The 25191-nt window shown below is 39.1% G+C and carries 24 protein-coding genes; 10 read left to right on the top strand and 14 right to left on the bottom strand.

Annotated features, from left to right (window positions below; translation table 11 throughout):
- Positions 1 to 131: 131 nt before the first annotated feature.
- The 5 genes from DRW42_RS06550 to DRW42_RS06570 all read left to right on the top strand — a co-directional run bounded on the left by DRW42_RS06550 (position 132) and on the right by DRW42_RS06570 (position 7046).
- Positions 132 to 1154, top strand: coding sequence for a threonine aldolase family protein (locus tag DRW42_RS06550; protein WP_113948021.1), 1023 nt, complete (start codon positions 132 to 134; stop codon positions 1152 to 1154).
- A gap of 91 nt (positions 1155 to 1245) precedes the next feature.
- The gene (gene accC, locus DRW42_RS06555; RefSeq protein ID WP_113948022.1) at positions 1246 to 2757 is read left to right on the top strand and encodes an acetyl-CoA carboxylase biotin carboxylase subunit; all 1512 of its coding nucleotides are present in this window, start codon (positions 1246 to 1248) and stop codon (positions 2755 to 2757) included.
- A gap of 228 nt (positions 2758 to 2985) precedes the next feature.
- Positions 2986 to 3570 (top strand): riboflavin synthase, encoded by a 585-nt coding sequence (locus DRW42_RS06560; RefSeq protein WP_113948082.1) that lies wholly within the window; start codon positions 2986 to 2988, stop codon positions 3568 to 3570.
- A 165-nt stretch (positions 3571 to 3735) separates the two neighbouring features.
- Entirely contained in the window at positions 3736 to 6384 is a 2649-nt protein-coding gene (locus DRW42_RS06565) for a glycoside hydrolase family 78 protein (RefSeq protein WP_244215214.1), read from the top strand.
- Positions 6385 to 6584: 200 nt separating this feature from the next.
- Positions 6585 to 7046, top strand: a complete 462-nt coding sequence (locus DRW42_RS06570; protein ID WP_113948023.1) for a DUF4268 domain-containing protein — start codon at positions 6585 to 6587, stop codon at positions 7044 to 7046.
- On the opposite strand, the gene DRW42_RS06575 is transcribed toward DRW42_RS06570, so the two are convergent.
- Positions 7043 to 8197 carry a tetratricopeptide repeat protein gene (locus DRW42_RS06575; RefSeq protein ID WP_113948024.1) on the bottom strand — a complete coding sequence of 385 codons (1155 nt, stop codon included), beginning with the start codon at positions 8195 to 8197 and terminating at the stop codon, positions 7043 to 7045. The genes DRW42_RS06570 and DRW42_RS06575 overlap by 4 nt on opposite strands.
- Before the next feature lie 133 nt (positions 8198 to 8330).
- Here DRW42_RS06575 and DRW42_RS06580 point away from each other — a divergent pair, with 133 nt between their 5' ends.
- Together DRW42_RS06580 and DRW42_RS06585 are read left to right on the top strand one after the other, a co-directional pair.
- The gene (locus tag DRW42_RS06580) at positions 8331 to 8627 is read left to right on the top strand and encodes a hypothetical protein (RefSeq protein ID WP_113948025.1); all 297 of its coding nucleotides are present in this window, start codon (positions 8331 to 8333) and stop codon (positions 8625 to 8627) included.
- A gap of 11 nt (positions 8628 to 8638) precedes the next feature.
- Positions 8639 to 9229: a porin family protein gene (locus DRW42_RS06585; RefSeq protein ID WP_113948026.1), complete on the top strand. Its 591-nt coding sequence runs from the start codon at positions 8639 to 8641 to the stop codon at positions 9227 to 9229.
- A gap of 117 nt (positions 9230 to 9346) precedes the next feature.
- Here the strand turns inward: DRW42_RS06585 and DRW42_RS06590 are convergent, their stop codons facing one another.
- From DRW42_RS06590 to DRW42_RS06615, 6 genes are all read right to left on the bottom strand, one after another.
- Positions 9347 to 10267 carry a YihY/virulence factor BrkB family protein gene (locus DRW42_RS06590; RefSeq protein ID WP_113948027.1) on the bottom strand — a complete coding sequence of 307 codons (921 nt, stop codon included), beginning with the start codon at positions 10265 to 10267 and terminating at the stop codon, positions 9347 to 9349.
- A 73-nt stretch (positions 10268 to 10340) separates the two neighbouring features.
- Positions 10341 to 10739, bottom strand: coding sequence for an META domain-containing protein (locus tag DRW42_RS06595; RefSeq protein WP_113948028.1), 399 nt, complete (start codon positions 10737 to 10739; stop codon positions 10341 to 10343).
- 80 nt (positions 10740 to 10819) lie between these two features.
- Positions 10820 to 11032: an alkylphosphonate utilization protein gene (locus tag DRW42_RS06600; RefSeq protein WP_025144571.1), complete on the bottom strand. Its 213-nt coding sequence runs from the start codon at positions 11030 to 11032 to the stop codon at positions 10820 to 10822.
- A 45-nt stretch (positions 11033 to 11077) separates the two neighbouring features.
- Entirely contained in the window at positions 11078 to 11602 is a 525-nt protein-coding gene (locus DRW42_RS06605) for a GNAT family N-acetyltransferase (protein WP_113948029.1), read from the bottom strand.
- A gap of 599 nt (positions 11603 to 12201) precedes the next feature.
- Positions 12202 to 12744, bottom strand: coding sequence for a DUF4199 domain-containing protein (locus DRW42_RS06610; RefSeq protein WP_113948030.1), 543 nt, complete (start codon positions 12742 to 12744; stop codon positions 12202 to 12204).
- 116 nt (positions 12745 to 12860) lie between these two features.
- Entirely contained in the window at positions 12861 to 13334 is a 474-nt protein-coding gene (locus DRW42_RS06615; RefSeq protein ID WP_113948031.1) for a response regulator transcription factor, read from the bottom strand.
- Positions 13335 to 13628: 294 nt separating this feature from the next.
- On the opposite strand from DRW42_RS06615, the gene DRW42_RS06620 reads away from it, so the two are divergent.
- Both DRW42_RS06620 and DRW42_RS06625 read left to right on the top strand, forming a co-directional pair.
- A complete protein-coding gene (locus tag DRW42_RS06620; protein ID WP_113948032.1) occupies positions 13629 to 14420 on the top strand; it encodes a hypothetical protein in 792 nt (263 codons plus the stop codon).
- A gap of 34 nt (positions 14421 to 14454) precedes the next feature.
- A complete protein-coding gene (locus DRW42_RS06625; protein WP_113948033.1) occupies positions 14455 to 15198 on the top strand; it encodes a hypothetical protein in 744 nt (247 codons plus the stop codon).
- Between the two features lie 133 nt (positions 15199 to 15331).
- Here DRW42_RS06625 and DRW42_RS06630 read toward each other — a convergent pair whose 3' ends face one another.
- The 3 genes from DRW42_RS06630 to DRW42_RS06640 form a co-directional block, all read right to left on the bottom strand.
- Positions 15332 to 15964, bottom strand: coding sequence for an alpha-ketoglutarate-dependent dioxygenase AlkB family protein (locus DRW42_RS06630; RefSeq protein ID WP_113948034.1), 633 nt, complete (start codon positions 15962 to 15964; stop codon positions 15332 to 15334).
- Positions 15964 to 16809, bottom strand: coding sequence for a methylated-DNA--[protein]-cysteine S-methyltransferase (locus DRW42_RS06635; RefSeq protein ID WP_113948035.1), 846 nt, complete (start codon positions 16807 to 16809; stop codon positions 15964 to 15966). Before DRW42_RS06635 ends, DRW42_RS06630 begins: the two co-directional genes overlap by 1 nt.
- A gap of 223 nt (positions 16810 to 17032) precedes the next feature.
- Positions 17033 to 17398 carry a hypothetical protein gene (locus DRW42_RS06640; protein WP_113948036.1) on the bottom strand — a complete coding sequence of 122 codons (366 nt, stop codon included), beginning with the start codon at positions 17396 to 17398 and terminating at the stop codon, positions 17033 to 17035.
- Between the two features lie 241 nt (positions 17399 to 17639).
- Here DRW42_RS06640 and DRW42_RS06645 point away from each other — a divergent pair, with 241 nt between their 5' ends.
- Complete coding sequence (locus tag DRW42_RS06645) at positions 17640 to 17987, top strand: single-stranded DNA-binding protein (RefSeq protein WP_113948037.1); 348 nt, start codon at positions 17640 to 17642, stop codon at positions 17985 to 17987.
- Positions 17988 to 18038: 51 nt separating this feature from the next.
- Here the strand turns inward: DRW42_RS06645 and DRW42_RS06650 are convergent, their stop codons facing one another.
- The 4 genes from DRW42_RS06650 to DRW42_RS06665 all read right to left on the bottom strand — a co-directional run bounded on the left by DRW42_RS06650 (position 18039) and on the right by DRW42_RS06665 (position 25039).
- On the bottom strand, positions 18039 to 20090 hold the full coding sequence (locus DRW42_RS06650) for a TonB-dependent receptor (protein WP_113948038.1): 2052 nt from the start codon (positions 20088 to 20090) through the stop codon (positions 18039 to 18041).
- Positions 20091 to 20170: 80 nt separating this feature from the next.
- Positions 20171 to 21490, bottom strand: a complete 1320-nt coding sequence (locus DRW42_RS06655; protein WP_113948084.1) for a PQQ-dependent sugar dehydrogenase — start codon at positions 21488 to 21490, stop codon at positions 20171 to 20173.
- A gap of 142 nt (positions 21491 to 21632) precedes the next feature.
- Positions 21633 to 24350 (bottom strand): outer membrane beta-barrel protein, encoded by a 2718-nt coding sequence (locus DRW42_RS06660; RefSeq protein ID WP_113948039.1) that lies wholly within the window; start codon positions 24348 to 24350, stop codon positions 21633 to 21635.
- 116 nt (positions 24351 to 24466) lie between these two features.
- The gene (locus DRW42_RS06665; RefSeq protein WP_147243684.1) at positions 24467 to 25039 is read right to left on the bottom strand and encodes a hypothetical protein; all 573 of its coding nucleotides are present in this window, start codon (positions 25037 to 25039) and stop codon (positions 24467 to 24469) included.
- Between the last annotated feature and the right edge of the window lie 152 nt (positions 25040 to 25191).

The raw sequence follows: 25191 nt of genomic DNA on the forward strand, positions 1-25191 counted from the left end.
TTGTCGAAAATTAAGTGTGTAAAAAATACACTATATAGGGCGTTTAATCGACGAAAAACCTTAAAATTATACCAGAAAAGGCATTGGTCTTTTTTTTTAACATCAAGAATATTTTACAATCCCATAGCGAAATGAACAACAGATTTTTAGATTTCAGGAGTGATACCGTAACCAGGCCAACAGCCGGAATGTTAGATGCCATGATGAGTGCAAAAGTGGGTGACGACGTTTTTGGTGAAGACGAAACTGTGCATGCACTCGAAACAAAACTGGCTTCAACTTTTAACATGGAAGCCGGATTATTCTGTCCGTCCGGAACGATGACCAACCAGATTGCGATTAAATGTTTTACCCAGCCTATGGACGAAGTAATCTGCGATCAAACAGCACATGTTTACCGTTACGAAATAGGAGGCATTGCCTTCCACTCAGCAGCATCGGTAAGATTATTACATGGCGAACGCGGCATCCTGACCCCGGAGCTGATCGAACCTGAAATTAATGAAGATAATATCCACTATCCAAACTCCAGTTTAGTGGTTTTAGAAAATACAGTCAATAAAGGTGGTGGTAGCTGTTATACTTTATCGCAAATTGCCCCCATCCATCACCTGTGTAATATAAAAGGATTAAAACTGCATTTAGATGGTGCGCGTATTTTTAATGCGCTCACCGCAACCGGCGATCAGGCCGGCGAGTATGGCAAATATTTTGATGGCATTTCAGTTTGTTTATCAAAAGGTTTGGGCGCACCAGTGGGTTCTGTACTTTTAGGTACGAAACAGATGATCAGCAAAGCGCGTAAAATTAGAAAAGCTTTTGGAGGAGGAATGCGCCAGGCGGGCTTTTTGGCTGCTGCCGGAATTTATGCACTCGATAACCATGTAACGCGTTTAAAAGAAGATCATGCACATGCACAAGCTTTAGCCAATGCTCTGGCCACCGCAAAATATGTAAAATCGGTTATACCGGTCGAAACCAATATTGTAATCTTTGAAGTAGAAAAAGGATCAGCAGAGAAAATCGTAAACCAGCTAAAAGAAAAAGGTCTGCATTGCAACACTACCAGTGCCAGCACAATCCGTTTGGTTACGCATCTGGATTTAAGCGCCGAAATGATCGATCAGGCAATTGAAATAATATTACATTTGTAGCTAGTCGGATGTCCGAAGACGGAAGTCAGAAGCCAATGGTTCATAGTCTCATAGTTCATAGTTTAATTTGCGTGTATAATGTCTAACCAATATGCCTAACAACTCCAAACCCATAACTCCAATCTCCAAACTACTCATAGCCAACCGTGGCGAAATTGCTTTGCGTATCATGCGCTCGGCGAAAGAAATGGGGATTAAAACAGTAGCCGTTTTTTCTGAAGCCGATCGTAATGCCTTGCATGTGCGTTATGCCGATGAGGCGGTTTTTATCGGTCCGGCGCCTTCTAATCAAAGTTATCTGATAGGCGAGAAAATTATCGATGCCTGCAAATTAACGGGAGCCGAAGCCATTCACCCGGGTTATGGATTTTTGTCAGAAAACGCTGGTTTTGCACAGCTGGTTGCCGATGCAGGTTTGATTCTGGTCGGTCCTTCGCCACAGGCTATGGAAACCATGGGCAATAAATTATCTGCAAAAGCTGCCGCATTAAAATATAACATCCCGATGGTGCCCGGAACGGAAGAAGCTATACAGGATGTAAACGAAGCCAAGCAGCGCGCCATCGAAGTTGGTTTTCCGATTTTGATCAAAGCGGCCGCAGGTGGTGGTGGCAAGGGGATGCGCATCGTAGAAAAAGCCGATGATTTTGAAGAGCAGATGCAACTTGCCGTAAGCGAGGCTACCTCGGCATTTGGAGATGGAGCCGTTTTTATCGAACGTTATGTTACTTCGCCAAGGCACATCGAAATACAGGTTTTAGGCGATACCCATGGCAATATTGTACACCTTTTCGAACGCGAATGTTCTGTACAGCGCCGTCACCAAAAAGTGGTAGAAGAAGCACCTTCATCAGTTTTAACTGAAGAAATCAGGCAGCAGATGGGTAAATGTGCTATAGATGTGGCCCGTTCGGTAAATTATACCGGCGCAGGTACGGTTGAGTTTATATTAGATGAAAACCTCGATTTCTTTTTCCTTGAGATGAATACCCGTTTACAGGTAGAGCATCCGGTAAGCGAACTGATTACGGGGATAGACCTGGTAAAAGAACAAATCAAAATTGCCTCAGGCGAAAAACTGAGTTTTAACCAGGAAGATTTAAAAATAAGCGGACATGCCATCGAATTGAGGGTTTATGCAGAAGATCCGGCCAATAACTTCCTTCCTGATATCGGTACTTTACAAACCTACAATACCCCAAAAGGTAATGGTGTAAGGGTTGATGACGGTTTTGAGCAAGGCATGGAAATACCGATTTATTATGATCCGATGATTGCCAAACTGATTACTTATGGTAAAGACAGGGAAGAAGCCATCGAAAGAATGATAAGGGCAATTGAAGAATATGATATTACGGGGATAGAAACTACACTGGCTTTTGGTAAATTTGTAATGCAGCACGAAGCCTTTAAAAGCGGCAATTTTGATACCCATTTTGTAGGAAAATACTTTAAACCCGAAAGTTTAAAGGTACAGGATGAAACAGAAGCGCTGATTGCAGCTGTAATTGCCGCTAAACTTTTCCAAAAAAAGGAGGTGAAATTGGGTGATACGGTAGTGAAAAGTACTTCGGACTGGAGAAAGAATAGATTGAAATATTAGAAATACTAAAATAAATTAGTCGTCATTGCGAGAAGGCTTTTCAGCCGACGAAGCAATTTTTCTTGCAAGAATCGCTAGCAGGAAAGATTGCTTCGTCGTACCTCCTCGCAATGACGGTTCGCTTTATTGAATTGTCATCCTGAGCGTAGTCGAAGGATCTCCGTTCCGCTTTGCTTCAGTCGAGATGACGACATGCATGAGATTGACAACCCTACAAATACAAAAAAAATGTTCACAGGAATAATAGAAACACTGGGCGAAGTTACCGCCATCAAAAACGATCATACCAATATCCACTTTACCATTTCATCGGCCATCAGCCATGAGTTAAAAATTGATCAGAGTGTAGCCCATAATGGGGTTTGCTTAACTGTAGTGGCCTTAAACGATGGAACACATACCGTTACTGCAATTGATGAAACCCTGAATAAAACCAATCTTGGGGGTTTAAAAGTGGGCAGTAAAATTAACCTGGAGCGTTGTATGCAGATGAATGCACGTTTAGACGGCCATATAGTACAGGGCCATGTAGATCAGACTGCGGTTTGTGTAAAACGTGAAGAACTGGATGGTAGCTGGGAGTATCGCTTTAAATATGATGCTTCTGCCGGAAATGTAACCGTAGAAAAAGGTTCTGCCTGTGTTAATGGTATCAGTTTAACCGTAGTTAATTCGGAAGCGGATGAATTTTCGGTATTTATTATCCCTTACACCTTTGAACACACCAATTTGCAGGAGGTAGAAGTTGGCGATACTGTAAATTTAGAGTTCGATATTATTGGCAAATACGTAGCCAGATTAATGAATAGGTAAATTTTATTTCTTCAATTATTTGTTTTTAATATCTTGATTATCAGTTTTTTGTTTGTTAATACGCGTTGTTGTAACGCTTAATTTTTCATGACAGTGCAGGATGGTTGGTTGAATTATATTGCTGAATATAGTAGTGTTAAGACTAAAAATTAACACTAACCATATATGAACAGAATCTCCTGCATGTTAAGCACAATGTTTACCATTGTCTTGCTATTTTTATTTACCACAAGTGTTTCAGCTCAAAAAATCTCCTTAAAAGATTTAACTGTTGAGCATTTAGTAAATCCTTTTAGTATTGATAACCCTAAACCAAGGTTTAGCTGGAAAATCGTTTCAGCAGTAAAAGATACCAAACAGGGTAATTATGAAATCAGGCTGGGTACTTCGCCAAAAATTGATAAGGTATTATGGAAAACAGCAGTGAATAATGATCAGTCGGTTTTAGTTGCTTACAATGGACCCCAATTATCTTCAAAAACCAGATATTACTGGCAGGTTAGGGTAAAAGATAACCATGGCAACACTTCTGCCTGGTCGGCGGTGCAGTATTTTCAAACGGGGTTGAAACCTGAAGACTGGAAAGCAAAATGGATTGCTGTAGAAGGAAAAGATACTTCACTTGCCAGTCCGTTGTTCAGAAAGGAGTTTAACTTGAAGAAAAACGTCCGTTCGGCAATGGCTTATATTACCGCAAAAGGTTTGTATGAGGCCAGTATAAATGGCGGACGTGTAAGCGATACTTATTTCGCACCCGGCTGGACGAGCTATAAAAATCATATCCAATATCAGGTTTACGAACTTAAAAATACCTTGAAAAAAGGTGCGAATGTAATCGGTGTTTCACTGGGCGATGGCTGGTACAAAGGACGGATTGGATTTGGCTCTCAAAAAGAATTTTATGGCAATACAAGAGCATTGTTGTTACAACTGGAAGTAGAATATACCGATGGCAGCAAAGAAACCATCGTTAGCGATAACAGCTGGAAAACAAGTTATGGTGCCATAAAATCATCTAACATTTATGATGGGGATACTTACGATGCGAGGTTTGAACAGATGGGTTGGAACAATATCAACTTTAAAGAAAATGCCAGCTGGAAACCTGTGCAGGAAGTAGCTAATGGACCAGAAAAACTGGTGGGCATGACCGGTCCGCAGGTGCGTAAACACGAAGAATTTAAGGCTTTAAAAATATTTAAAACACCTTTAGGAGAAACTGTAGTTGATTTTGGGCAGAATTTAGTTGGTTGGGTAATGCTAAAAGCAAAAGGAGCAGCCGGTACAAAAATTACCATTAGCCATGCCGAGGTACTAACCAAAGAAGGGAATTTTTACACCACTAACCTGCGTACTGCCAAACAACAGAACAATTATATTTTAAAAGGAGAAACCGAACAGGTGTTCGAACCGCATTTTTCTTTTCAGGGTTTCAGGTATGTTAAAATTGATGGCTATCCGGGCGAACTGAAATTATCCGATCTTACGGCTGTAGCTGTTTATTCGGATATGAAAGCAAGTGGAAAATTCAGCACTTCAAATCCTTTATTGAACCAATTGCAACACAATATTTCGTGGGGACAAAAAGGGAACTTTGTTGATGTACCAACAGATTGTCCGCAGCGGGATGAGCGTTTAGGCTGGACAGGCGATGCGCAGGCATTTGCTGCCACAGCGGCATATAACATGGATGTATCGGGCTTTTTTACCAAATGGTTAAAGGATGTTTCAGCCGATCAGCTTCCAAATGGTAGTGTACCTTTTGTAATTCCAAATGTATTAAACCAGAACGATGCCGGTTCTGCCGGTTGGGCTGATGTAGCCACCATTATTCCCTGGGATATGTATGTATTGTATGGCGATAAAGGCCTTTTGGAAACGCAGTATGTCAGCATGAAAAAATGGGTCGATTACATTTCTTCGAAGGCTAAAAATAACCTTTGGAACACTGGTTTTCACTTTGGCGACTGGTTATTCTACCGCCCGAACGATGATAATGATGGCCGTGCGGCGGTAACCGATAAATACATGATTGCACAAACATTTTATGCACATTCTACACAATTACTCCTTAATGCGGCTAAAGTATTGGGCAAAACAGATGATGTGGCCAAGTACAGCGACCTTTTGGAAAAAATAAAGGAAGCCTATATTAAAGAAAACATGACCCCAAGCGGAAAATTGATCTCGAATACACAAACTGCTTATGTTCTTGCTCTACAGTTTGATATGCTGCCCGAAAATTTACGTGCACAGGCTGCACAGCGATTGGTAGATAATGTTCGCGATTACGGAAACCACCTTACTACAGGATTTTTGGGTACACCTTATCTTTGCCATGTATTGAGCAGGTTCGGACATGAGGATGTAGCCTACGATTTATTATTGCAGGAGAGTTACCCTTCATGGCTTTACCCTGTAAAAATGGGCGCAACCACCATTTGGGAGCGTTGGGATGGTATTAAACAGGATGGTTCTTTCCAAACCGCAGATATGAACTCTTTTAACCATTATGCTTATGGTGCCATTGGCGATTGGATGTATAAAAATATCGCAGGGATTAACCCTGTGGCAGCCCAACCGGGTTACAAAGCCATTTTAATTGCACCAAGGCCAGGCGGCAAATTAACCAATGCCTCGGCAGAACTGGAAACTGCCTACGGTGCCATAAAATCATCATGGACCATTGCCAATGGTATTTTTAAACTCGATGTAACTATTCCGGCCAATACAACTGCCACCGTAATTTTGCCAAAAAGCGATAAAAAAGAAGAAATAGGTTCTGGCAGCTATCATTTTGAATATAAATATTAATCGCTTATCATTGCAGCGTTTGATAGGCGGCGAAGAGTCGTCATTGCGAGAAGGCTTTTTCAGCCGACGCAGCAATCTTTCTTGCAATAATCGCGAGCAGGAAAGATTGCTGCGTCGTACCTCCTCGCAATGACGAACTTTCTATTGGAGCCTGTCGATGGCAACGCCGTCGAGATGACGGTAATTAAGCTTAAATATAAATGTACAGTAAAGAAGAATCAGCGAGGTTACGTCAACAATTTTGGATCAGTTTCGGGCAATATATGAAACCCGTTCCTTCGGCCAGTGGTTCAACCGTAAACTGGACCAATTATAAAACAGGGGTGAAGAACATCTTCTTTAAAATGGATGTAGATAATAAAAAGGCATTCATCAGTATTCAGCTTTCTCATCCCGACGCCGATATCAGACACCTCATATTTGAGCAGTTTGAAGAATTTAAACTCATGTTTACCAACACCGTAAACGAAGAGTGGGACTGGATCAAAGATGCAACTGATGAATTTGGCAAAACCGTTTCCTTAATTTCTGCCAGCATTAGCGGGGTAAGCATATTTAACCAGCAGCATTGGCCGGATCTCATTTCATTTTTTAAACCAAGAATTATTGCCCTCGACGAATTTTGGGACAATGTAAAACCCGTTTTCGAAGACCTGGTTTAATCAGTGAGGTTGAGCTGTGCAATCCTGTCTTTCGTAAATTTAATTTCTTCCTTGTCATTTAGCAAACTCGGCTTGCTTTTTAAATAGAGCATATAATATTTAAGCGCATTGCCTGGTTGTTTCATTCTAGTATCGTAAAATACAGCCATGCGGTAATACAGCGTTGGAACAATTTTAAACTGAAGTCCTTTTTTATAAGCTGCACCTGCAAGTGTTAACTGGTTATTTTCTTCATAAACCAATCCCAGTAGCGAATAATAACTCGAAGTATTAGGCGAAATGGCCTCATCGATCGTTTTTTTGGTATAAGTAGCAGCCTGGGCATAATTTTTCAGCGCCCGGTAACTCAGCGAAGTATAATATAGCGTGGCTTCGTTCTGCATGGCAGCTGCTTCCAGCATCTTGAAAAGATCAATAGCTTTCTGGTACTTTTTGGTATAATAATAAGCCTTGGCCACATCTTTTATTACTCCTGCATCGGCACCATCCTTTAATAATTTCTCTCCGGAAGTAATTACCTCGGCATATCTTTTTAACTGGTTAGCTATCGGAAGTTTCGCCCTTTGCAACACCAGGTTGTCGCTATCGCCTTTAATGGCAATATCAAGCACATCATAAGCCTTTTCATATTGCTGGTACCCTGAATGTACTTCTGCCAGATCAACCGCAACATCACCTTCCAGCGGATTAATTTTATTCGCTTTTAACAGGTAAATCAGTCTGACCGAATCTTCTTTCGGGCTACTGTACATATTGGCCAGTAGTTTATAAACACTAAAATTGTTGCTGTCTATCTTTACCACTTCGCCATAATAGCGTTTGGCTTTTTCGGTATTTCCCCTCTTGCTACTAATACTCCCTAAACTAAAAAGGATAGGCAGGTTTAAAGGCTGGAGTGTATAGGCCTTGCTATAAAATTTTTCTGCTTCAACATTGTTGCCTGCCATTAAAAAACAGTAACCAATCTGGCTTAAAGTTTTAAAGTCATCCGGTGCATCGCCATAAATACTTTTCAGGTATTGGGCGGCATCGGCATAACGTTGTGATTGGTAAAAATCAAAAAGTTTTTCCTTGTCCAATACATCGCCGTTTTGGGCGTAAATTGTTAAACTGAAACTGAATAATGCCAGTAAAGTGAGTAGATTTTTCATGGCTGATAATTTTAAACTAATTTATTAGTTATTTTCGAAATTTCCAAACCAGTTTGTTAAAAGATAGACGAAATCAAACAAAATAAGTGCTAAAGGGTTTATACAGAATAGTTGAACTAAAAAATAAGAACCTATGAACACTTTAAAGAAGTTTGAATTAATGGAAAAAATTGTGCGTGAATTGGAAGATTTGCAAAACTCTCAGCAGGCACTAATCCAGAAAATCGGTAAAATTGAAGTTGATAACATCGAACTTGGCGATAGCCGTCTTGAAAAAGATTTACCGGATATACATCAAAATTTAGCTGATAACTTAGATACTATTTCAGGAATTTTAGATTACTTTGCAGGTAAAACACAAAACTTTGGTGATAAAAACAATGTTGAGGCTTTAAAAGAACAAGAAGCCATTAACAACGCCACAAACTAAATTAACTGTATATGAAATTTTTATCTTTAACCGTTGCATTTTTACTTGTTGCATTTTTCGCAAGTGCGCAGGTATTGCCATCTTTCCAGCTGGGTATTAAAGCTGGTGCAAATTTATCGAAATTTGATAGTGATAACACTTTTAGCAGTAAGAACCGTGCAGGTTTTTACGGCGGACTTTGGGCTAGGATAGGTGCTGCAGGAATTCATTTTCAACCGGAGCTGTATGTTTCGGGAAAGAAAGCAAACCTGGTGAGTGATGCAACAGGAGAGGTAAACAGAGTAAATTTCACCAGTTTAGATGTGCCTTTATTGATCGGTACAAAATTTGGAGCCGCGGGAGTTGGTCTTCGTTTAAACACCGGACCAATGTTTTCATTAATATTAGATGAAAACCAGAGTTTCGGTCAGGCGGCAGGAAGTGTTTTCAAAGCTGATTTTAAAAACCAGGCTTTGGCATGGCAGTTTGGCGCAGGCTTAGACCTTAAAAAACTAAGCTTTGATGCCCGTTACGAACTAGGATTATCAAAAATCAATAAAGCCGGTTATCCAGGTACCAAGCTGAATTTATTTACAGTGGGTTTGGGGTATAGGATTTTGTAATACTTAATATAATTTCTCACCGCGAATCGTCATCTCGACTGAAGCGTAGCGAAATGGAGAGATCTATAATAGATTTCTCGACTCCGTTGCACTCCGCTCGAAATGACGATTTTTTGTTTACCCTTCTTTCTCCAACTCAACTTCCGTAAGCTCGTAGGCAAACGATCCGTTTTTTGGTACGATAGGTGTTGCCCGGCCAATACTTAGTGCTTTAATAAATGAAGCCCCGAAATAGAATATCAGTGAGGAATAGAATACGAAAAGCATGATTACGATAATGGAGCCTGCTGATCCGTAAATATTGCTGATATTGCTCAATGGCAAAAGGATTCTTAAAATATACTTTCCGGCGGTAAAAAGGCATCCGGTTAATAATCCGCCTGAAATGGCTGCACGCCAGGTAGGCCTTCCATTGGTTAAATACCTGAACAGGATGGTAAACCATGTAGTTACAATTACCACAAATATCAGCTGGTTAAGTACAGAGGTTAAAATCAGACCGATTGAAGGTGCCCCGTTTTTTAAATAGGCCCCGATATAAGCCTGTACACTATCTGCCAGTAATCCGATAAAAAACAATATACCAGCCAAAAGGATAATGGTAACCGATATGGCCCTCGATTTAAGTGTGCTGATGATGCCCTTTTTATCCTGGGCAATATTCCAGATCTGCTCTAAAGAATTTTTAATCACATTGAACAATGTGGTGGCTACAAAAAGGAAAAATATAAAACTGAAAAGGGTAACATACCAGGCCTGATCAATCCCGCGGATATTTCTTAAAGTTGTTCTGATCTGCGTAATGCTTTCATTGTCGAGTATACTGGCCAGTCGTTCGAAAAGATGGGTAGCCAATAATCTTCTATCGGTAAACATCCCGAAAAGCCTGATCAGGATAATGAGGATTGGTGGCAGTGCAAAATTGGTGAAAAAAGCAGTTGCACCAGCGAGGCGTAAAGGATCATTCTGTTGAAATAAATTAAATGCTTTTCTTATGGTTGAGAAAAAAAACTTTAGATCTTCTATTATCGATGGCATCGCTCCTGCGTTAAACTCAAAAGGCCGAAAATAGTAAAAATACTTTATTCAGCCTTTCTATGATGGTAAAGATTTAGTTCGTTTTGGTGAAAACAAGTAACGTTTTATCGCCATCTAAAAGATAAAGTTTATTATCAGTTACTTTGGCGCTGTTTACCTGGTTTAAAGCATGCAGGTACGACCGTTCGGCGGCATCAGTTTCCTGGCAAAACATTTTTGTACCAAAAACATTTTTTACTGTGATCTTATTATCTGCAATTTCTGCCTGTCCGCCATAGCCGTTACAAAAAGATTTTCCGCTTATTTTTAAACTATCAGCAAAATTCAGGGTTGCTTTTGCTGATGCCGGTAAGGTTAAGCCAGGTAATTCTGTTAACTCCCATTTGGTATTGGTAAAAGTTGCGGGATCTAATTTTTCTTTACAAGAACTCAATAAGAAGAGCAGCATTCCGCAGAGGATCAGTTGTTTCATGATAATAAGGATTAATAATTTCTTTTTACCATCAAAAACTAAACCAATAACGCAAAGATATCCTGTTGATTAGAAGATAATTAGTTTTTCTTTTTCAGGAATTCTGTTTTTAACACTAAAACTGTTCCGTTTACTTTACCTTCAATGGCCTTAGGATCATCGGTTAAACGGATGTTTTTAACAGCGGTACCCTGTTTAATATCGCTCGCCATGCCTTTTACCTTTAAGGTTTTAATAACGGTAACCGAATCTCCTTCGTTTAAAATATTGCCGTTGCTGTCTTTAGTTTCCATGTTTTTTCGATTTACCGGCGAAAATAGAATTTATAAACGGATAATTTATGGTTGTTTTTCAATCTTCATCCAGTGGTGTGTAATGCCGTGGTAATCGAAAACGGAGATTTTTTTCAAACCAACTTTTTCAAGCACGTGGATCGAACCCAGGTTATTGATATCTGCAATGCCGATAATTTCATCAAGTTTAAGTTCGTTAAAACCATAATCTCTTGCAGCTGCAGCAGCTTCAGTAGCATAACCCTTTTCCCAAAAACGTTTACTAAACCGGTAACCAAGGTCATAATAATTGCTATGGTTATTATGGGTTTCTTTCATCAGTTTTAAGCCCGCCCAACCGATAAAACTGTTGCTTGCTTTTTCAATCACTGCCCACCTGCCGATTCCATTTTCGATATACTGTTTCCTGATAAATTCGATATCAGCCTTACTTTGCTCAATGGATTGAACCGGTTTATTACCCAAAAAAATATGGACTTCGGGGTCGCCATCCATTTCAAACATACCTGCTGCATCTTTAGGTAGCAGCTCGCGCAATATTAAACGTTCAGTTTCAGCAAAAATCTTCATATCAGGCTATGGTTAGATCAAAATTAGGATAATTTGGGCTAAGTTTAGTCTTTATGGAAGATGAAAAATGTGGGATGGATGATGGAATGTATTCTGCGGTAATCAGCGAAATCCGGGGGAGATTATTCTGCAATTGGTTCCCGCAGATTTAAGGAGATATACGCAGACGGGAAAGAATGGAAGATGAAAAATGTGGAATGGATGATGGAATGTATTCTGCGGTAATCAGCGAAATCCGGGGGAGATTATTCTGCAATTGGTTCCCGCAGATTTAAGGAGATATACGCAGACGGGAAAGAATGGAAGATGAAAAATGTGGAATGGATGATGGAATGTATTCTGCGGTAATCAGCGAAATCCGGGGGAGATTATTCTGCAATTGGTTCCCGCAGATTTAAGGAGATATACGCAGACGGGAAAGAATGGAATATGGAAAATGTGGAATGGATAATGGAATTGCATCCAACTCGGTGCCCCCTGTATCATGCTGAGTGTAATTGAAGGATCTCTATGCACTATGTGGTTACCCTTCGATTACATCCAGGCAAAAGATAGCAATTAACGCTGCGTTCTTTGCGGTTAATAAATAATTGTTTTATTTAAACTGCATGAGTCTTAAAATCATTAACCGGCTTTCTTTTTAAAATCAATGCCGCCGCTAATGATATCAATATTCCTACGGGCAATATTTCCATGTAGGTAAATAATACGACCATTACCGGGTTTTTGTACATTTCCTGATTTACGGCCAATTCTTTTGCTTTTTTAGATAGCTCTGCGGCCGAGGCACCACTGGCTTTTGCTTCTCTTAATACCTGAGCTACATATTTATCCATAAAATCGGGCATAAATACATAATAATCAACTAGCCAAACAATAACATAGATAGTTGAAGCTACTAAACTGATTAAGGCACCGATTTTGAATGCTTTACCGAAAGTGATTAATCCATCATTATATTTATCGCGGTAGTTGATGATTCCTACAAAAATGAAGGAAAAGGCCAGTACCATAGATGCATAGCCGATAAGCATGCTATGCTCCATATCTGGGTTATTATAACAGCCGGCCATCGAAAGTACCATCAATACGGAAACAATTACACCTGCAATTAATCCGAATACAATTACATTCTTTTTCATGTTTGATTTTTTTATTGGTTTACCCCACAAAATTGACCTGATTATTCCTTTTTGCCTTCATACTTTAGTATGATTTTTAAGAAATCTGGCTTTTTAACACTAAAGTGTTAACCTCATCAGGGGATAAGGCTGAGTTTTTTTGCAGTTTCAATCGCTTGCGTTCTGCGCTTTACTTCCAGTTTTTCGAAAAGCCTGGCGTTATGCGTTTTTATGGTGTTTAAAGAAACAAATAACTTCGATGCAATTTCCTGATTGCTTAACCCTTCCGACATCAGCTGCAATACTTCAAGTTCTCTTTTGCTGATGTTCAATCTGCTTAATTCTTTTTCGTTAAGTGTAAAAGCCCCGCGTTGCCCGGTAAAAATTTCTTTCTCGACCAGGATGGTTTTAGGTTTGGTTAATTTTAGGGCCAGCCAGATACCCAGGGCTGTAAAAATAACAGCTATTGATCCTGCATAAATTTCGAAAGCATGATTAATAATGAGGAAACGAAGCTCCAGCCATTTCAATAAAAACAGCAATATAGCGAGGAATACGCCATATAGGATTACGCTTTTATTTCTGTTCAGAAAGTTAGTTGAGCCCGCCATTTGATAAATCTTTAATCAAAAATAAGGAATTTAGTTTGAGCGAAGTAAGTATGGATGATGGAAAATGTAATATGGATGATAGGATAAGTCCGGAAGTCAGATGTCCGAAGTCCGATGTTGGCGCGGTGAAAAATAAGCCATAAATGCTCAGCGTTCTTTCGCGTTTTTTGCGGTTAAAATGCCATTAGCCTGTAGTCAATCAAAATTTCATCCAAATGCCGTAATTTTCTGGTGACTTTGATAACATAAAAGCAATAAAGATTTTAAATTAGCAAAAAAAATAAAAACTAAACCATGAAAATTACGCTTTATGCACTTGTTCTGTCCGTTGTTTTGTTCGGCTGCGGTGGCAATTCAGAAAAAACTTACAAAGCCCGCGCATTTGCGGTAAGTGATGATTTTAATGTATTTCCAAAAGGGAGCAAAGACATTTTAACCATTGTAAAAACCGATTCGGGTAAAACAACTGCTGCCGATCGTTTCGCTATTAATACCAGGGATACCACAATCACTATAGAGGATGGTGCAAATGCTCCGGCCAAGAAATTTAGTGTAGCCTCATTCATTAACACACAAAAAACAGCAGTACTGGTACAGGTAGATGATAAAGACGGCAAGATGGCTCCATTTTATATCATTTATGTAAATGGAGGAAAAACAGAAGTGGTAAGCTTAAACAAAGCATCAAAAGGGGCTGAAGATAAAAAATATACCAATGGTTTAGAAGAATTAACCAGAAGCAATTTGTTGGTTAACAACGATTTCTTTATCACCACAATCAACTCAAGGGTTTACCCGATCAAACGCCAAAAAGAAGATGAGCGCATCCAGGGTAAATTCTTTATGTACTCGAGCGATAAAACCACTCTGGCATTTTTAACCGCTAATGCTTTATATCAGGTAAATACCAAAACGGGAGAAACTTTTAACCTGCCTTTGCCTGCATCATTAACCAGTCAGCCCGAAACCCTTGTAGGGAATATCCAAAGCGACTATACCTGGGTACCGAATGAGCATGGAACACCTTTCCTGAAGAAAAATGCTGATGATAACCGCATTGTGGATATTAAGGAGTTTAAGCACTAAGCTAAACTGTTTTAACAGAATTTAATCTGTATCCATGACTTTTTACAGCAGGTATCAAAACGGGGAAACACAGGATGTTTATAACGACATAGAAAAATTAGGAGAGAAAGCATTCTCTCCTGATTTTTATCCTGATGTAGAAAAAGTGTTGATCGAAACGTTTGAAAGAGTAAAATTCAATCTGGATATTATTTATAATGAGCTGATAAATATTAATTACGTTTTCTGGAAGAATGAAATTGGCGATGATGATGCAATAATTAAACCCGCTGATAATACTGATCAACTTTTTAATACATTAGCAAAGAGTATTGAGCCTGTTGGTAAATTACCGCAATCCTTAAAAATATTTTATAAAATTGTTGGTAGCTGCAATTTTGCTTGGAATTATCAAGAAAATGAAAACATCATGTGGGAAATGGCAGATCCAATCCAGATCACTCCATTAACTTATTGTGTTTCGGAAGTTACAGATGAATATTGGTTGGAAGAAATGCATGAATATATTGAAGATGAGGAATTTGGTTCCGCTTTTTTAGAGCTCTCAGCCGATAATTTTCATAAAGATAACGTCAGTGGCGGAGCTCCCTACGCGCTACAGTTGACCCAAGCTAAAAGCATTGATGGTTATTTTTTAAATGAACCAAACGAAACAACATTTATCAATTACCTAAGGATCTGTTTCGAAAGCTGCGGTTTTCCTGGTATGCGAAATCAAAGCAATCAAAGCTTCCAAAATTTTTTCGATAAAGTAAAACCTCAGTTAAAAAAAATATAAGTGTTTAAATTATCCGCGGTTAAGGGTTTTGAACCTAATCTAGAAGGCGCAAGCCATTGATAATATTAAGTAACCACTAAAATTGCTTAAAAACCATAGCCGTGGTCCGTGTCTTCACGGACCACGATAATCTTTAAACCACCATCGTTCTAAAGGTTAGGTTTACCCTTGGCTGATTTACTTTTTTGGTAGGAGGGAGCCTGTGCAGCCAATTGGTCTGCGTTTCATCTTTCATCACCAATAAACTTCCGTGTTCCAGAAATAAAGTAACCGTTTCTTTAGTTTGTTTATGCTTGAAAAGAAATCTCCTTTCGGCACCAAAACTTAAAGATGCAATAGCAGAATCTTTAGCCAGGGCTTTTTCATCGTCGCTATGATAAGCCATGCCTTCATCACCATTGTGATATAAATTTAGCAGGCAGGAGTTGTAAGTTACACCTGTTTGTTCTTCCGAAATTCTTTTAAGTTCAAGCAATTCTTTCGTCCAGGGTAAAGCCAGTTTCGATTTATTCGAATAGGTGTACGAGTAATTTTCATCTCCATACCAGGCCACTTTCCTCTTGGTAATAATATGTTTGCCCATTATAAAAGCCTCATCGTTTTTCCATGCTATCGTATCCATCAATACATCAAAATAGTGGTCGGCCTCCGCAGGTGAAAATAATTTCCCGAAATAATTTACTGTTCCACCATAAGGAAGAAAATTCTGATTTGGATCCGTCGTTACGCCGAATAAATCGAGGGTTTGAATGCTATTTTTGTTCATTACAATTCAGGGTTTATTTGTGCTGCTTCCCAACCAATCATGGCCGTTTTCCTGTTGATACCCCAGTGATAACCTCCCAAAGCACCGCTCGATTGTATTACCCGATGACAGGGAATCAGAAAAGCAACCGGATTATCGCCGATAGCCGTGCCAACCGCTCTTGATGCATTCGGGTTTTGCAGGTTTTTGGCGATGCTTCCATAAGTGCTTAATTTGCCCATGGGGATTTTAAGCAGTGCTTCCCAAACTTTTAACTGGAAATCTGTTCCTTTTAAATGTAATTTGATCTGATTGAGTTTGCTCCAATCGTGACTGAAAATATATAGAGCATTCTGTTGCTCCTTATCCAGTATCAGTTGGTATTTAGCTGCCGGAAACTGGCGTTGAAGATTAGCTAAGGCTAGCTTTTCATCATCATAAAAAGCAATATGGCAGATTCCCTTTGGTGTGCTCGCTACAATAATATTCCCAAACGGACTTTCTGCAAAACTATAATTGATATGAAGATTCTCGCCACCGTTTTTATACTCGCCGGGTGTCATCCCTTCGATGTTTACAAAGAGATCGTGTAACCTGCTGGTGCCCGATAAACCGGTTTCTAAAGCGGTATCGAACAAACTATAGTTTTCTTTCAGCATTTCTTTGGCGTAACCTAGACTGATGTACTGTAAAAAACGTTTCGGTGTAGTGCCTGCCCATTCGCTAAATAACCTTTGAAAATGAAAAGGACTCAAATTTACTTTTTCGGCAATTTGTTCCAGTCCGGGTTGTGCCTTAAAATTAGTTTTGATGTAACTAATTGCTTCGGCTATCCTGTTGAAATTGATTTCTTCTTGTGCTTTCATGGTCTTGAATAATTTATACCCAAAAGTAGTATGCATAAAAACCGTAAACTACCCGAAACTTGCTCAATTTAATGTTTTCGTACTTCAAGAGCCAAAATTAATCAACAATCAGGGCAAAACTCCTGTTTAAAACAAGCAACCAGGTTTATCATTATCATTTACCATGATGCGATAAATTTAAACATCCCATCAGGAATATAAATAGTTTAACTTTAATTCCTGATCAGGATAACCAAAGTTTTTCTTCCCTTTTCACCACCAGTACCCTGTCGTCATTTAAAACCAGGTAGCCATACTCATAGCAGAAAATATAACAGTTGCCGTTCTGTGTTTCATAGTAATAAGTATGATAATCAAAATTGAAACCTGCAGATATCAATTTTTTACGACTGATTTTTGCTTTACCATTCGGGTTAAACTGCGCCAGGATATTGCGGTTTTTTTTCAAAATGCTGTTAATCCGTCTCAATACGAGGCTGTCCTCGGTTTTAATACGGTTGTTGTAATTGTTGCGGCAAGAATCATCGCAGAATTTCTTGTCGGCTCTTCCCTTAACTGCGGTTCCGCAGTCTAAACATAAGCGTTCCATAATAACTTTCTTTTTTTTATTATGGGATGATGGTCTAATTTATAAAATAAAATGATTGAAAAGAAAAAAATAAAAACCCTCATTCAAGCTCAAAATCGCGCATTATCCGTGTATAAACGTTTATAAACGACTATAAATACTTACTATCCGACTAATTTTTGGTGCTGTGTGCAATTTTGTGGTGTCGGTTGTCGTGGTGGCAACTGTTCGTTAAACATTTAGAAACTTAAAATTTAAAATTATGGAAAGTGCAACTAACAAAGTGGTATTAAGCGGATTTGCAGGCGCAGATGCAGAAGTTAAAAACGTTGGGTCTCAAAAATTAGCTAAAGTGCGCATTGCTATCAATGAATCGTATAGAAACTCATCGGGTGAGGATATTAAAAAAGTACAGTGGTTTAATTTAATCTTTTGGAATGCGAAAGCGGATATTGCGGAGGCACAGATTAAAAAAGGTACTGGTTTAACCATAGAAGGTAAGTTACAGAATAGCAGTTATGATGGGAAGGATGGCTCAAAACGTTATCATTTTGAGATTGTGGTAATTGATGTTGTCATCCGTGAAAACGAAAAACAGAACGCTTTTTAAATCAGTAGAACCACATCATGTAAGGCTTTAATTACATGATGTGGTTTATAATTATAATTTTACAGAAAGGCCCGTGTAAAAATTGATTCCCGCAGCCGGATTGAAATATCTTCCGTTTGCCGCGTTTAAATCATTACCCAAACTGTAATTTACATTAAGCAGGTTATTCACACCCGCAAATACGTCTAAACGGGTTTTGCTGATCTTTAAATTTCTGATCCCCAATTTGCTTTCTACCAGATGATACCTCTTTGCAAAAACGGTATTGGCATCGTTTAATGGGATAGAAGAAGTATAATTGTGCTGGACAAAGAAATAAATTGCTTTAGGAAAGTTAAATTCAAGGCTGTTTACCAAAATACTTTCGGGAACACCGGTAAGTTTATTACCACTGTAAGATGTAGTACCGCTTACAAAATCATCGAACCTGAAATGACTATAGGTATAATTGCTTCTTAGTTGTAATCCTGTTAAAAATGATGTGTTATTCCTGATGATCCAGATGGCTGTTTCGAGTTCAATTCCATTTTGTTTGGTACCCCCTGCATTAATAAAATATTCGGCATCGTTCTGGTTCAATCTTCTTACAATGGCATCTTTCAAATGATAACTGAATACGTTGGCGTTGGCATAAAAACGGTTGTTTTTGGTTTTATAACGTAAACCAGCTTCATAGTTCCAGCCTAATTCGGCCTGCAGGTTATTATTGATGTTGTTATCAGACGACCTTACTTCCGCAATGGTAGGAGGTGAATAACCTTTGCTTACCGAGGCACGTACCGAAAAATCGGAAGTGATCAGGTAAGAAACTGCTGCTTTTGGCATAAACTGGGTATCGAATCTGCGTTGCTTTGATGCGATAACTTCGGGGAAATAACTTTCGTAATTGTACCTGTAGAAATTTAAACTCGAGGCCAGCTCGATAAGGAATTTATTGCTGATATCGAAATTCAGTCTCAGGTAGGCGAAATCCTGACTTGCCTTTAACCGGTCTGAAGCCTGCATGGCAGTAGCTTCGCCACCATTGTTGTTAAAATTTTTGATCTGGCTTTTCGTAGCCGAACTTTCTAATCCAATCTGCGCATTAAACTTAAAGTCTTCTTTTGCCTGTGTATAATCCAAAAATGTTCTTAAACCTAAAGTACTTTCATAACGTTTTTCATAATTCGTAATAAACGGATTCTTGAAATCGGTATAAGTGGTAAACAAAGCAATTACATGCTTCAAATGTGTATTGATCTGGTAAGAATTAGATAATCCGCCAAAAATAGTTTTATTATAAATGGCAGCCTGTTGCGAAATAGCACCTGGTATGGTTGGGGTTGCCGGCCGTGCAAGTTTAGGATCCTGGTCTAACTGCATGGCTGTTAATCCTCCAGGTGTGTTATAAGCCAAATCGCTATAAAAAGCAAAAGCCTTTAAGCTGCCTGAGGCGCTATAGTTCCATTGCTGAAAAGTCTGGAAATATTTTCTGTCCATGGCGCTGTTCTGACGGTAACCATCACTTTTTTGGTAACCTTCGCTAAAGCTGAAACTATAATTTTTAAATTGATGTTTGATGTCTGCCGTTTGATGGAACAAACCATAAGAACCGGTAATGGCTGATGCGCTGATTCCATTATTACCGAGGTTGGGTGGCGTAATTAATAACGCCCCACCAGTGTTTGCGCCAAATATACTGGCCTCCGGACCTTTGTAAATTTCCATGGTACCCACTGCAGTAACATCCAATGCATTTAAATAGGTATTGCCGCCTGCATCAGTCAGGGGGAAATCGTCAACATAAATCTTAACATTTCTGATACCGAATGGCGAACGTAATAAACTACCACGGAGGGATAAACGGTAACTGCCGGGCGAACGTTCTTCCATTCTCACACCGGTAATGGTATTTAGGGTACTTACCAACGAGTTGCTTTGCTGGTTACGGATTGCATTACTATCGATAAGGCTTACTGCTGATACCGACCTGAGTAAAGGCTGACGGTTGTAATAACCTTTAACGTTAACATCTTCGAGTTTTTTTGTCGAATCGGGTTTTATGGTCTGCGCTAAACCTGTTAATGCAAACAATGATAGTATTAAGGTAAGATTTGATTTCAAAGGGACATAGGTTGATGTTTAGCCACAGACTGGCAGATAAATTTACTGCATATTCTACTAATCTGTAGCTAATTTATAAACTATTTTGCTGCTACCCTCCAAATTACACCGCTTACATCATCGGCAACCAATAAGGCACCGTCTGGAGTAAGTGTAACACCAACCGGACGGCCGTAAACTTCTGCCTTTTCGGCATCAGCCACAAAGCCGGTTAAAAAATCTTCAGGTTTTCCAGTTGGTTTACCGTCCTTAAATGGTACAAAAGCTACTTTGTAGCCTGAAATTGCCGATCTGTTCCACGAACCATGCTGACCGATAAAAGCACCTCCCTGGTATTTTTGAGGAAATTTTGTGGCTTTATAAAATGCTAATCCCAATGAAGCAGTATGTGCCCCAACCGGAACATCCGGAGCAATGGCTTTTTTAACCATTTCAGGATTTTTACCTTTTAAACGAGGATCTTCATTTTGTCCGTAGTAAGAAAAAGGCCAGCCATAAAATGCACCGGGTTTAACACTGGTGATATAATCTGGAACCAGGTCGTCGCCTAAGCCATCGCGTTCATTAACGGCTGTCCACAACATATTGGTTGATGGTGCCCAATCTATCCCTACCGGATTACGTAAACCACTGGCATAAACTTTTTCACCTGTTCCATCCGGATTGATTTCTAAAATATTGGCCCTGCGAACTTCGTTTTCCATACCGTTTTCGCCAACATTGCTGCCCGATCCAACAGTTACATAAATTTTGCTTTTATCAGCATTGGTAATGAGGTTCCTTGTCCAGTGGTTGTTATAGCCCCCGGCCGGAAGACTCAAAATCTTTTTACCGGTTGCAGTTATTTTGGTATCGCCTGTTTGATAAGGATATTGCCATAAACCATCTGTATTGGCTACATAAAATGAATTACCGATAATCAACATGCCATAAGGCTGGTTAAGTCCGTTTAAAAAAGTAGTTACGGTTTCGGGTTTACCATCTTTGTTCGAATCGCGGTAAAGTAAGATGGTATTGGCACTTTTTCCGGGAACTTCCGACTTGGCTTTACCAGTTACCGTATTGGCAATCGATTCTGCTGCGCTTCTTTCTGAATTGGAAAGTACCACCAGTACATCACCATTTGGGGCAATATAGGTATTCCGCGGGCTTTTAATGTTTGAAGCAAATTTTGTTACCACAAATCCCTCAGGAGCAACAGGCGTTTTTCCTTCCGGCCAGCCAATTACCCTACTGAATTTGCTTTTAGCGGCATTGGTATCGGGTGCGGGTAAATCTATCGCTCCATTTTTAGTGGTTACTGTGGTATCTTCGCCCTGGGGCTGTTTGTTAGAATTGGATTGACATCCAAAAAGAACTGAAGTTGAAAGTATTGCAGTATAGAAAATCTTGTTTTTCATGTCCGGGATTTTTTTGATCATTAACTGGTTTCAAAAAATATAACATGGAAATCGAACAGATGTTTTCGACAAATCATAATTGCCACAACCGGGAAATTGAAATGGAAAGTACCCGAAAGTACTTTCCATAGGAGAGCGCACCTTATTTTCCTTTGAAGATGTTCAGTTTGTACTGATAGGTAACAAGGAAGTATCGTTTTAATATTTCTCTATCTGATATATTAACTGCATTGTTGTAGGCATATCTGCTTACCGAAATATTCTGGTCGAAAAGATCGTAAACAGAGATTTTTAACTGTCCACGGTCTTTTTTAAGCATCTGTAATGACAGTGCCAGGTTTAAAAGATGAGAACTTCTCGGAAAACCTTCGGCAATCTGCGGGTTGTAATTATAGGAGTAATTGGCATCGAGGATTATTTTTTTAGGCCAGCGCAGGCTAAAATCAGATCCTATGGTATGCGAATAGGTATTTACATTATTAAAGTTAACATCCTTATACCGGGTCATCTGTTTGGTGAAATTGTAGCGTGCATTAATATTCAGCAGCTCATTGTAATTGAAACTGATGTTTTCGCCCAATGTAGTATAAAAGCTGTTTTCAAAACCCTCGTCAGTATTTAAGATAAATGGCCTTCTGTTTAGGTTCAGGTTTACATTGGTGTTAAGACCAATCTGCCATTTCTGCGATTTTTTAAACTGTTTGCCAAAATTGATGCCCATATACCCATTGGCATTACCATTCCGGTTTACATACGTGGTGGTATTTGCGCCTGCGCTGCTCAGTATGGTTTGCTGGATAACCACATTGTTGCTGAAATTTAGTCCGGAGTAGACATTAAAATTGATCTGTTTGCTATAATTATACTTATAGAGATTAAAATTAAAATTTCTTACCCTTGATGGCAGCAAATCAGGATTACCCGTGGTTTTATACAAAGAATTGTAAACACGCACAATGGGCTGCATTTGAGAGATACTGGGCAGATCTAAACGCTCATCGTAACTGAACGACATGCTTGGCCCATCAATGCGTACACTTGGGAAAAAGTTGTTAAATTTTTGATCAATATCATCATAGCCATAATTGAACACATTTTTAACATCCATTAATTCGGCTTTAACACCCAGCCTCACACTGTATTTTTTACTGATTTTGTATAAAAGCTGCGGACGAATATTCTGCGTAAAAATATTGCGCTGTAAATCGTTGCTCAGGTTTACCTGAAGAAAATCGTAAGTGCCCGTGAGTGGATTTTTTTCTGAAAGGCTCAACTGATCTTTATTGCTCGAATATCTGGAATAGGCATTCATCTCCAGGATCAGCTTATCTGAAAGGAGCGGATAATTATAAGTTAAAGATAAATCCACGGAAGTCGATTTTCTCCAGCTGTCTTCGTAGCGATCCTGCCTTTCCGACTTTACATCTGCTGTGTAAGAAACAATGTTATTGAGTGAAAACCGGTCTCCTTCATTATTGCTTAACTGAATGGAGTGGGTAATATTGAGCGATTCGCCTTTTTTCTTTAACCTCCGGTAATAATTAAAATTGTGCGAAAAATCAATGTTGTTTGATTTGTAGGTAGCATCGTACGAATTTTCCCTCAATTTGGGGAAAGCGGTATTCGAACTGTTGCCAAAATTGCTGTTTAAGTTGTTATCGCCGCCAAAATTAAGCTTTGGCTCATACCTGATTCTGTTAATGGTATCGGGCACCCATTCTACCAGACCGCCGAAAGCGTGTTTGTTATTTTTATTGGTATTGCTGTTCTGCGAAAAAGATACAAGCCTGGTATCAGGCAGAAACTGTTCATTATAATTCTGACTGTTATAAATCCTTTCGGTGTGGGTAAAGAAATAAACCAGGTTGAGCTTTAATTTCTTCCCATAGTTGTTATTGATATTAATACCTCCTGAAGCCACGTTTTCCATGCCGCCATAACCTCTTCCACCAAATGTGCCATCGTATACCTGCGATCCACCCGAACGGTCGAAACCACCCATGGAATATAAATCCTGACCGGAAAATCCTGTTTTATTGAGGTTATTGGCCAAACCAATTAAACTTACCTGCAAAGTATCCCTGAAATTACTGAGGATCCCCGCAGTTTCATACCGATCCCTGCTGCCACCACCACCATAAATTTTACCCAGCGTACTTTTTTTGATTTTACTTTTCATCTTCAGGTTGATGATTTTGGCTACCTGAGTTTCGCTCACCAGGTGATCAGGATCGTTCTCACGGTCGTCGTAAACCTGAATTTTATCAACCATATCGGCATCAAGATTTTTGGTGGCTACTTTCGGATCGTTTCCGAAAAATTCTTTTCCGTCAATCAACAGTTTACTGATCGATTTACCATTTACGAGGATAGAACCATCAACATTTACCTGTACACCCGGCAATTTTCGGAGCAGTTCTTCTACTACTGCATTCGGGCGGGTTTTAAAAGCTTCGGTATTAAATTCAATGGTATCTTTTTTGATTACCACAGGCGATCTTTCACCTTTGATTACTACTTCCTCCAGGTTGTGGCCAGCCAGTAAAATGGTGCCGAAATCTTTAACTGCATCTTTTTTAAGATCAAGCATCCGCCTGAATGTAGTGTAGCCAACATAGGAAATAATGAGTTTTGCAGGCTTTTCGACAGAAATACCGGATAATTTAAAAACGCCGTTTTTATCGGTAAGGGTATAGGAAACCAAACTGGTGTCTTTCGCATTAACAATGGCAACGGTGGCAAATTCTACAGGGACTTTGGATGATGAATCGGCAACAATTCCTTTAACGGTAGTTTTATTTTGTGCCATCAGGTTTAAACCTGCTAAAATTAACAGGAGCGTGGTGAGAAGCTTGAGCATTTAGGTTATTTGGTTGAGCTATAATTTTGAAACGATTAGTTGAAACTAAATTACTGCATAATAACCAAAGATTTAGTTAAGGAATTGTTAAATCGTTTTAAAACAGACTTTGTCCGTTATTTAACGAGGTTCTCCAGTAATTTGGTCTCAATATCTTTTGCATTTAATAGCAATGCGGAGAACTGGGGATCAGATTTTACCAATAAAAATTTTCCGTTAGGAAGAACAATGGCCGAGGTACCGCAGGTGGTAACTTCTTTAAATAATAACTTTTTTAAAAATCCCGGATCGGTATCTATTTCCAGGCCTTTTGATTTAACTTGGCTAAACTGTTCTCCTACCTCACGGTACTGATAAATGGCAACTTTTGGCCGGGCTGCAGCTTTTTCTAAAATATTTTTTTGAAATGTCCACCTTACATTGTTCAAAAACTCAGCATTCTGGTAATTCAGGTCGTTCCAGCAGGCGTCTTTGTTAAAATCGTATTTAATGATGATGGTATCTTTTAAAGCAAGTCTTTCGTTCTGTTTTAAAAAGATATGTAGCGAGTCGATCTGTGCATCGGTTAATGTGCCCGCCTGATAACGGTTTTTTTCATCTACATAGAGTTTTGGAGAACAGGCGTATATAAATATGGCAAGAAGTAGGAGTATAAATAATTGAGATTTGAATTTAGTGAAACTTTTCATTTGTGTGAGCATTAATGTTGACATTTCCTGATCAGATTTAAATCATCCGACCAGGAAATTTCTTAAAGATAAATTTATAACTAAAATGTTAATTAACAATATTAGAATTTGTTATATCTATATTTCACTACCATTTATAAACTTTAATTAAA

The sequence above is a fragment of the Pedobacter miscanthi genome (assembly GCF_003315595.1).
GTDB lineage: Bacteria > Bacteroidota > Bacteroidia > Sphingobacteriales > Sphingobacteriaceae > Pedobacter > Pedobacter miscanthi.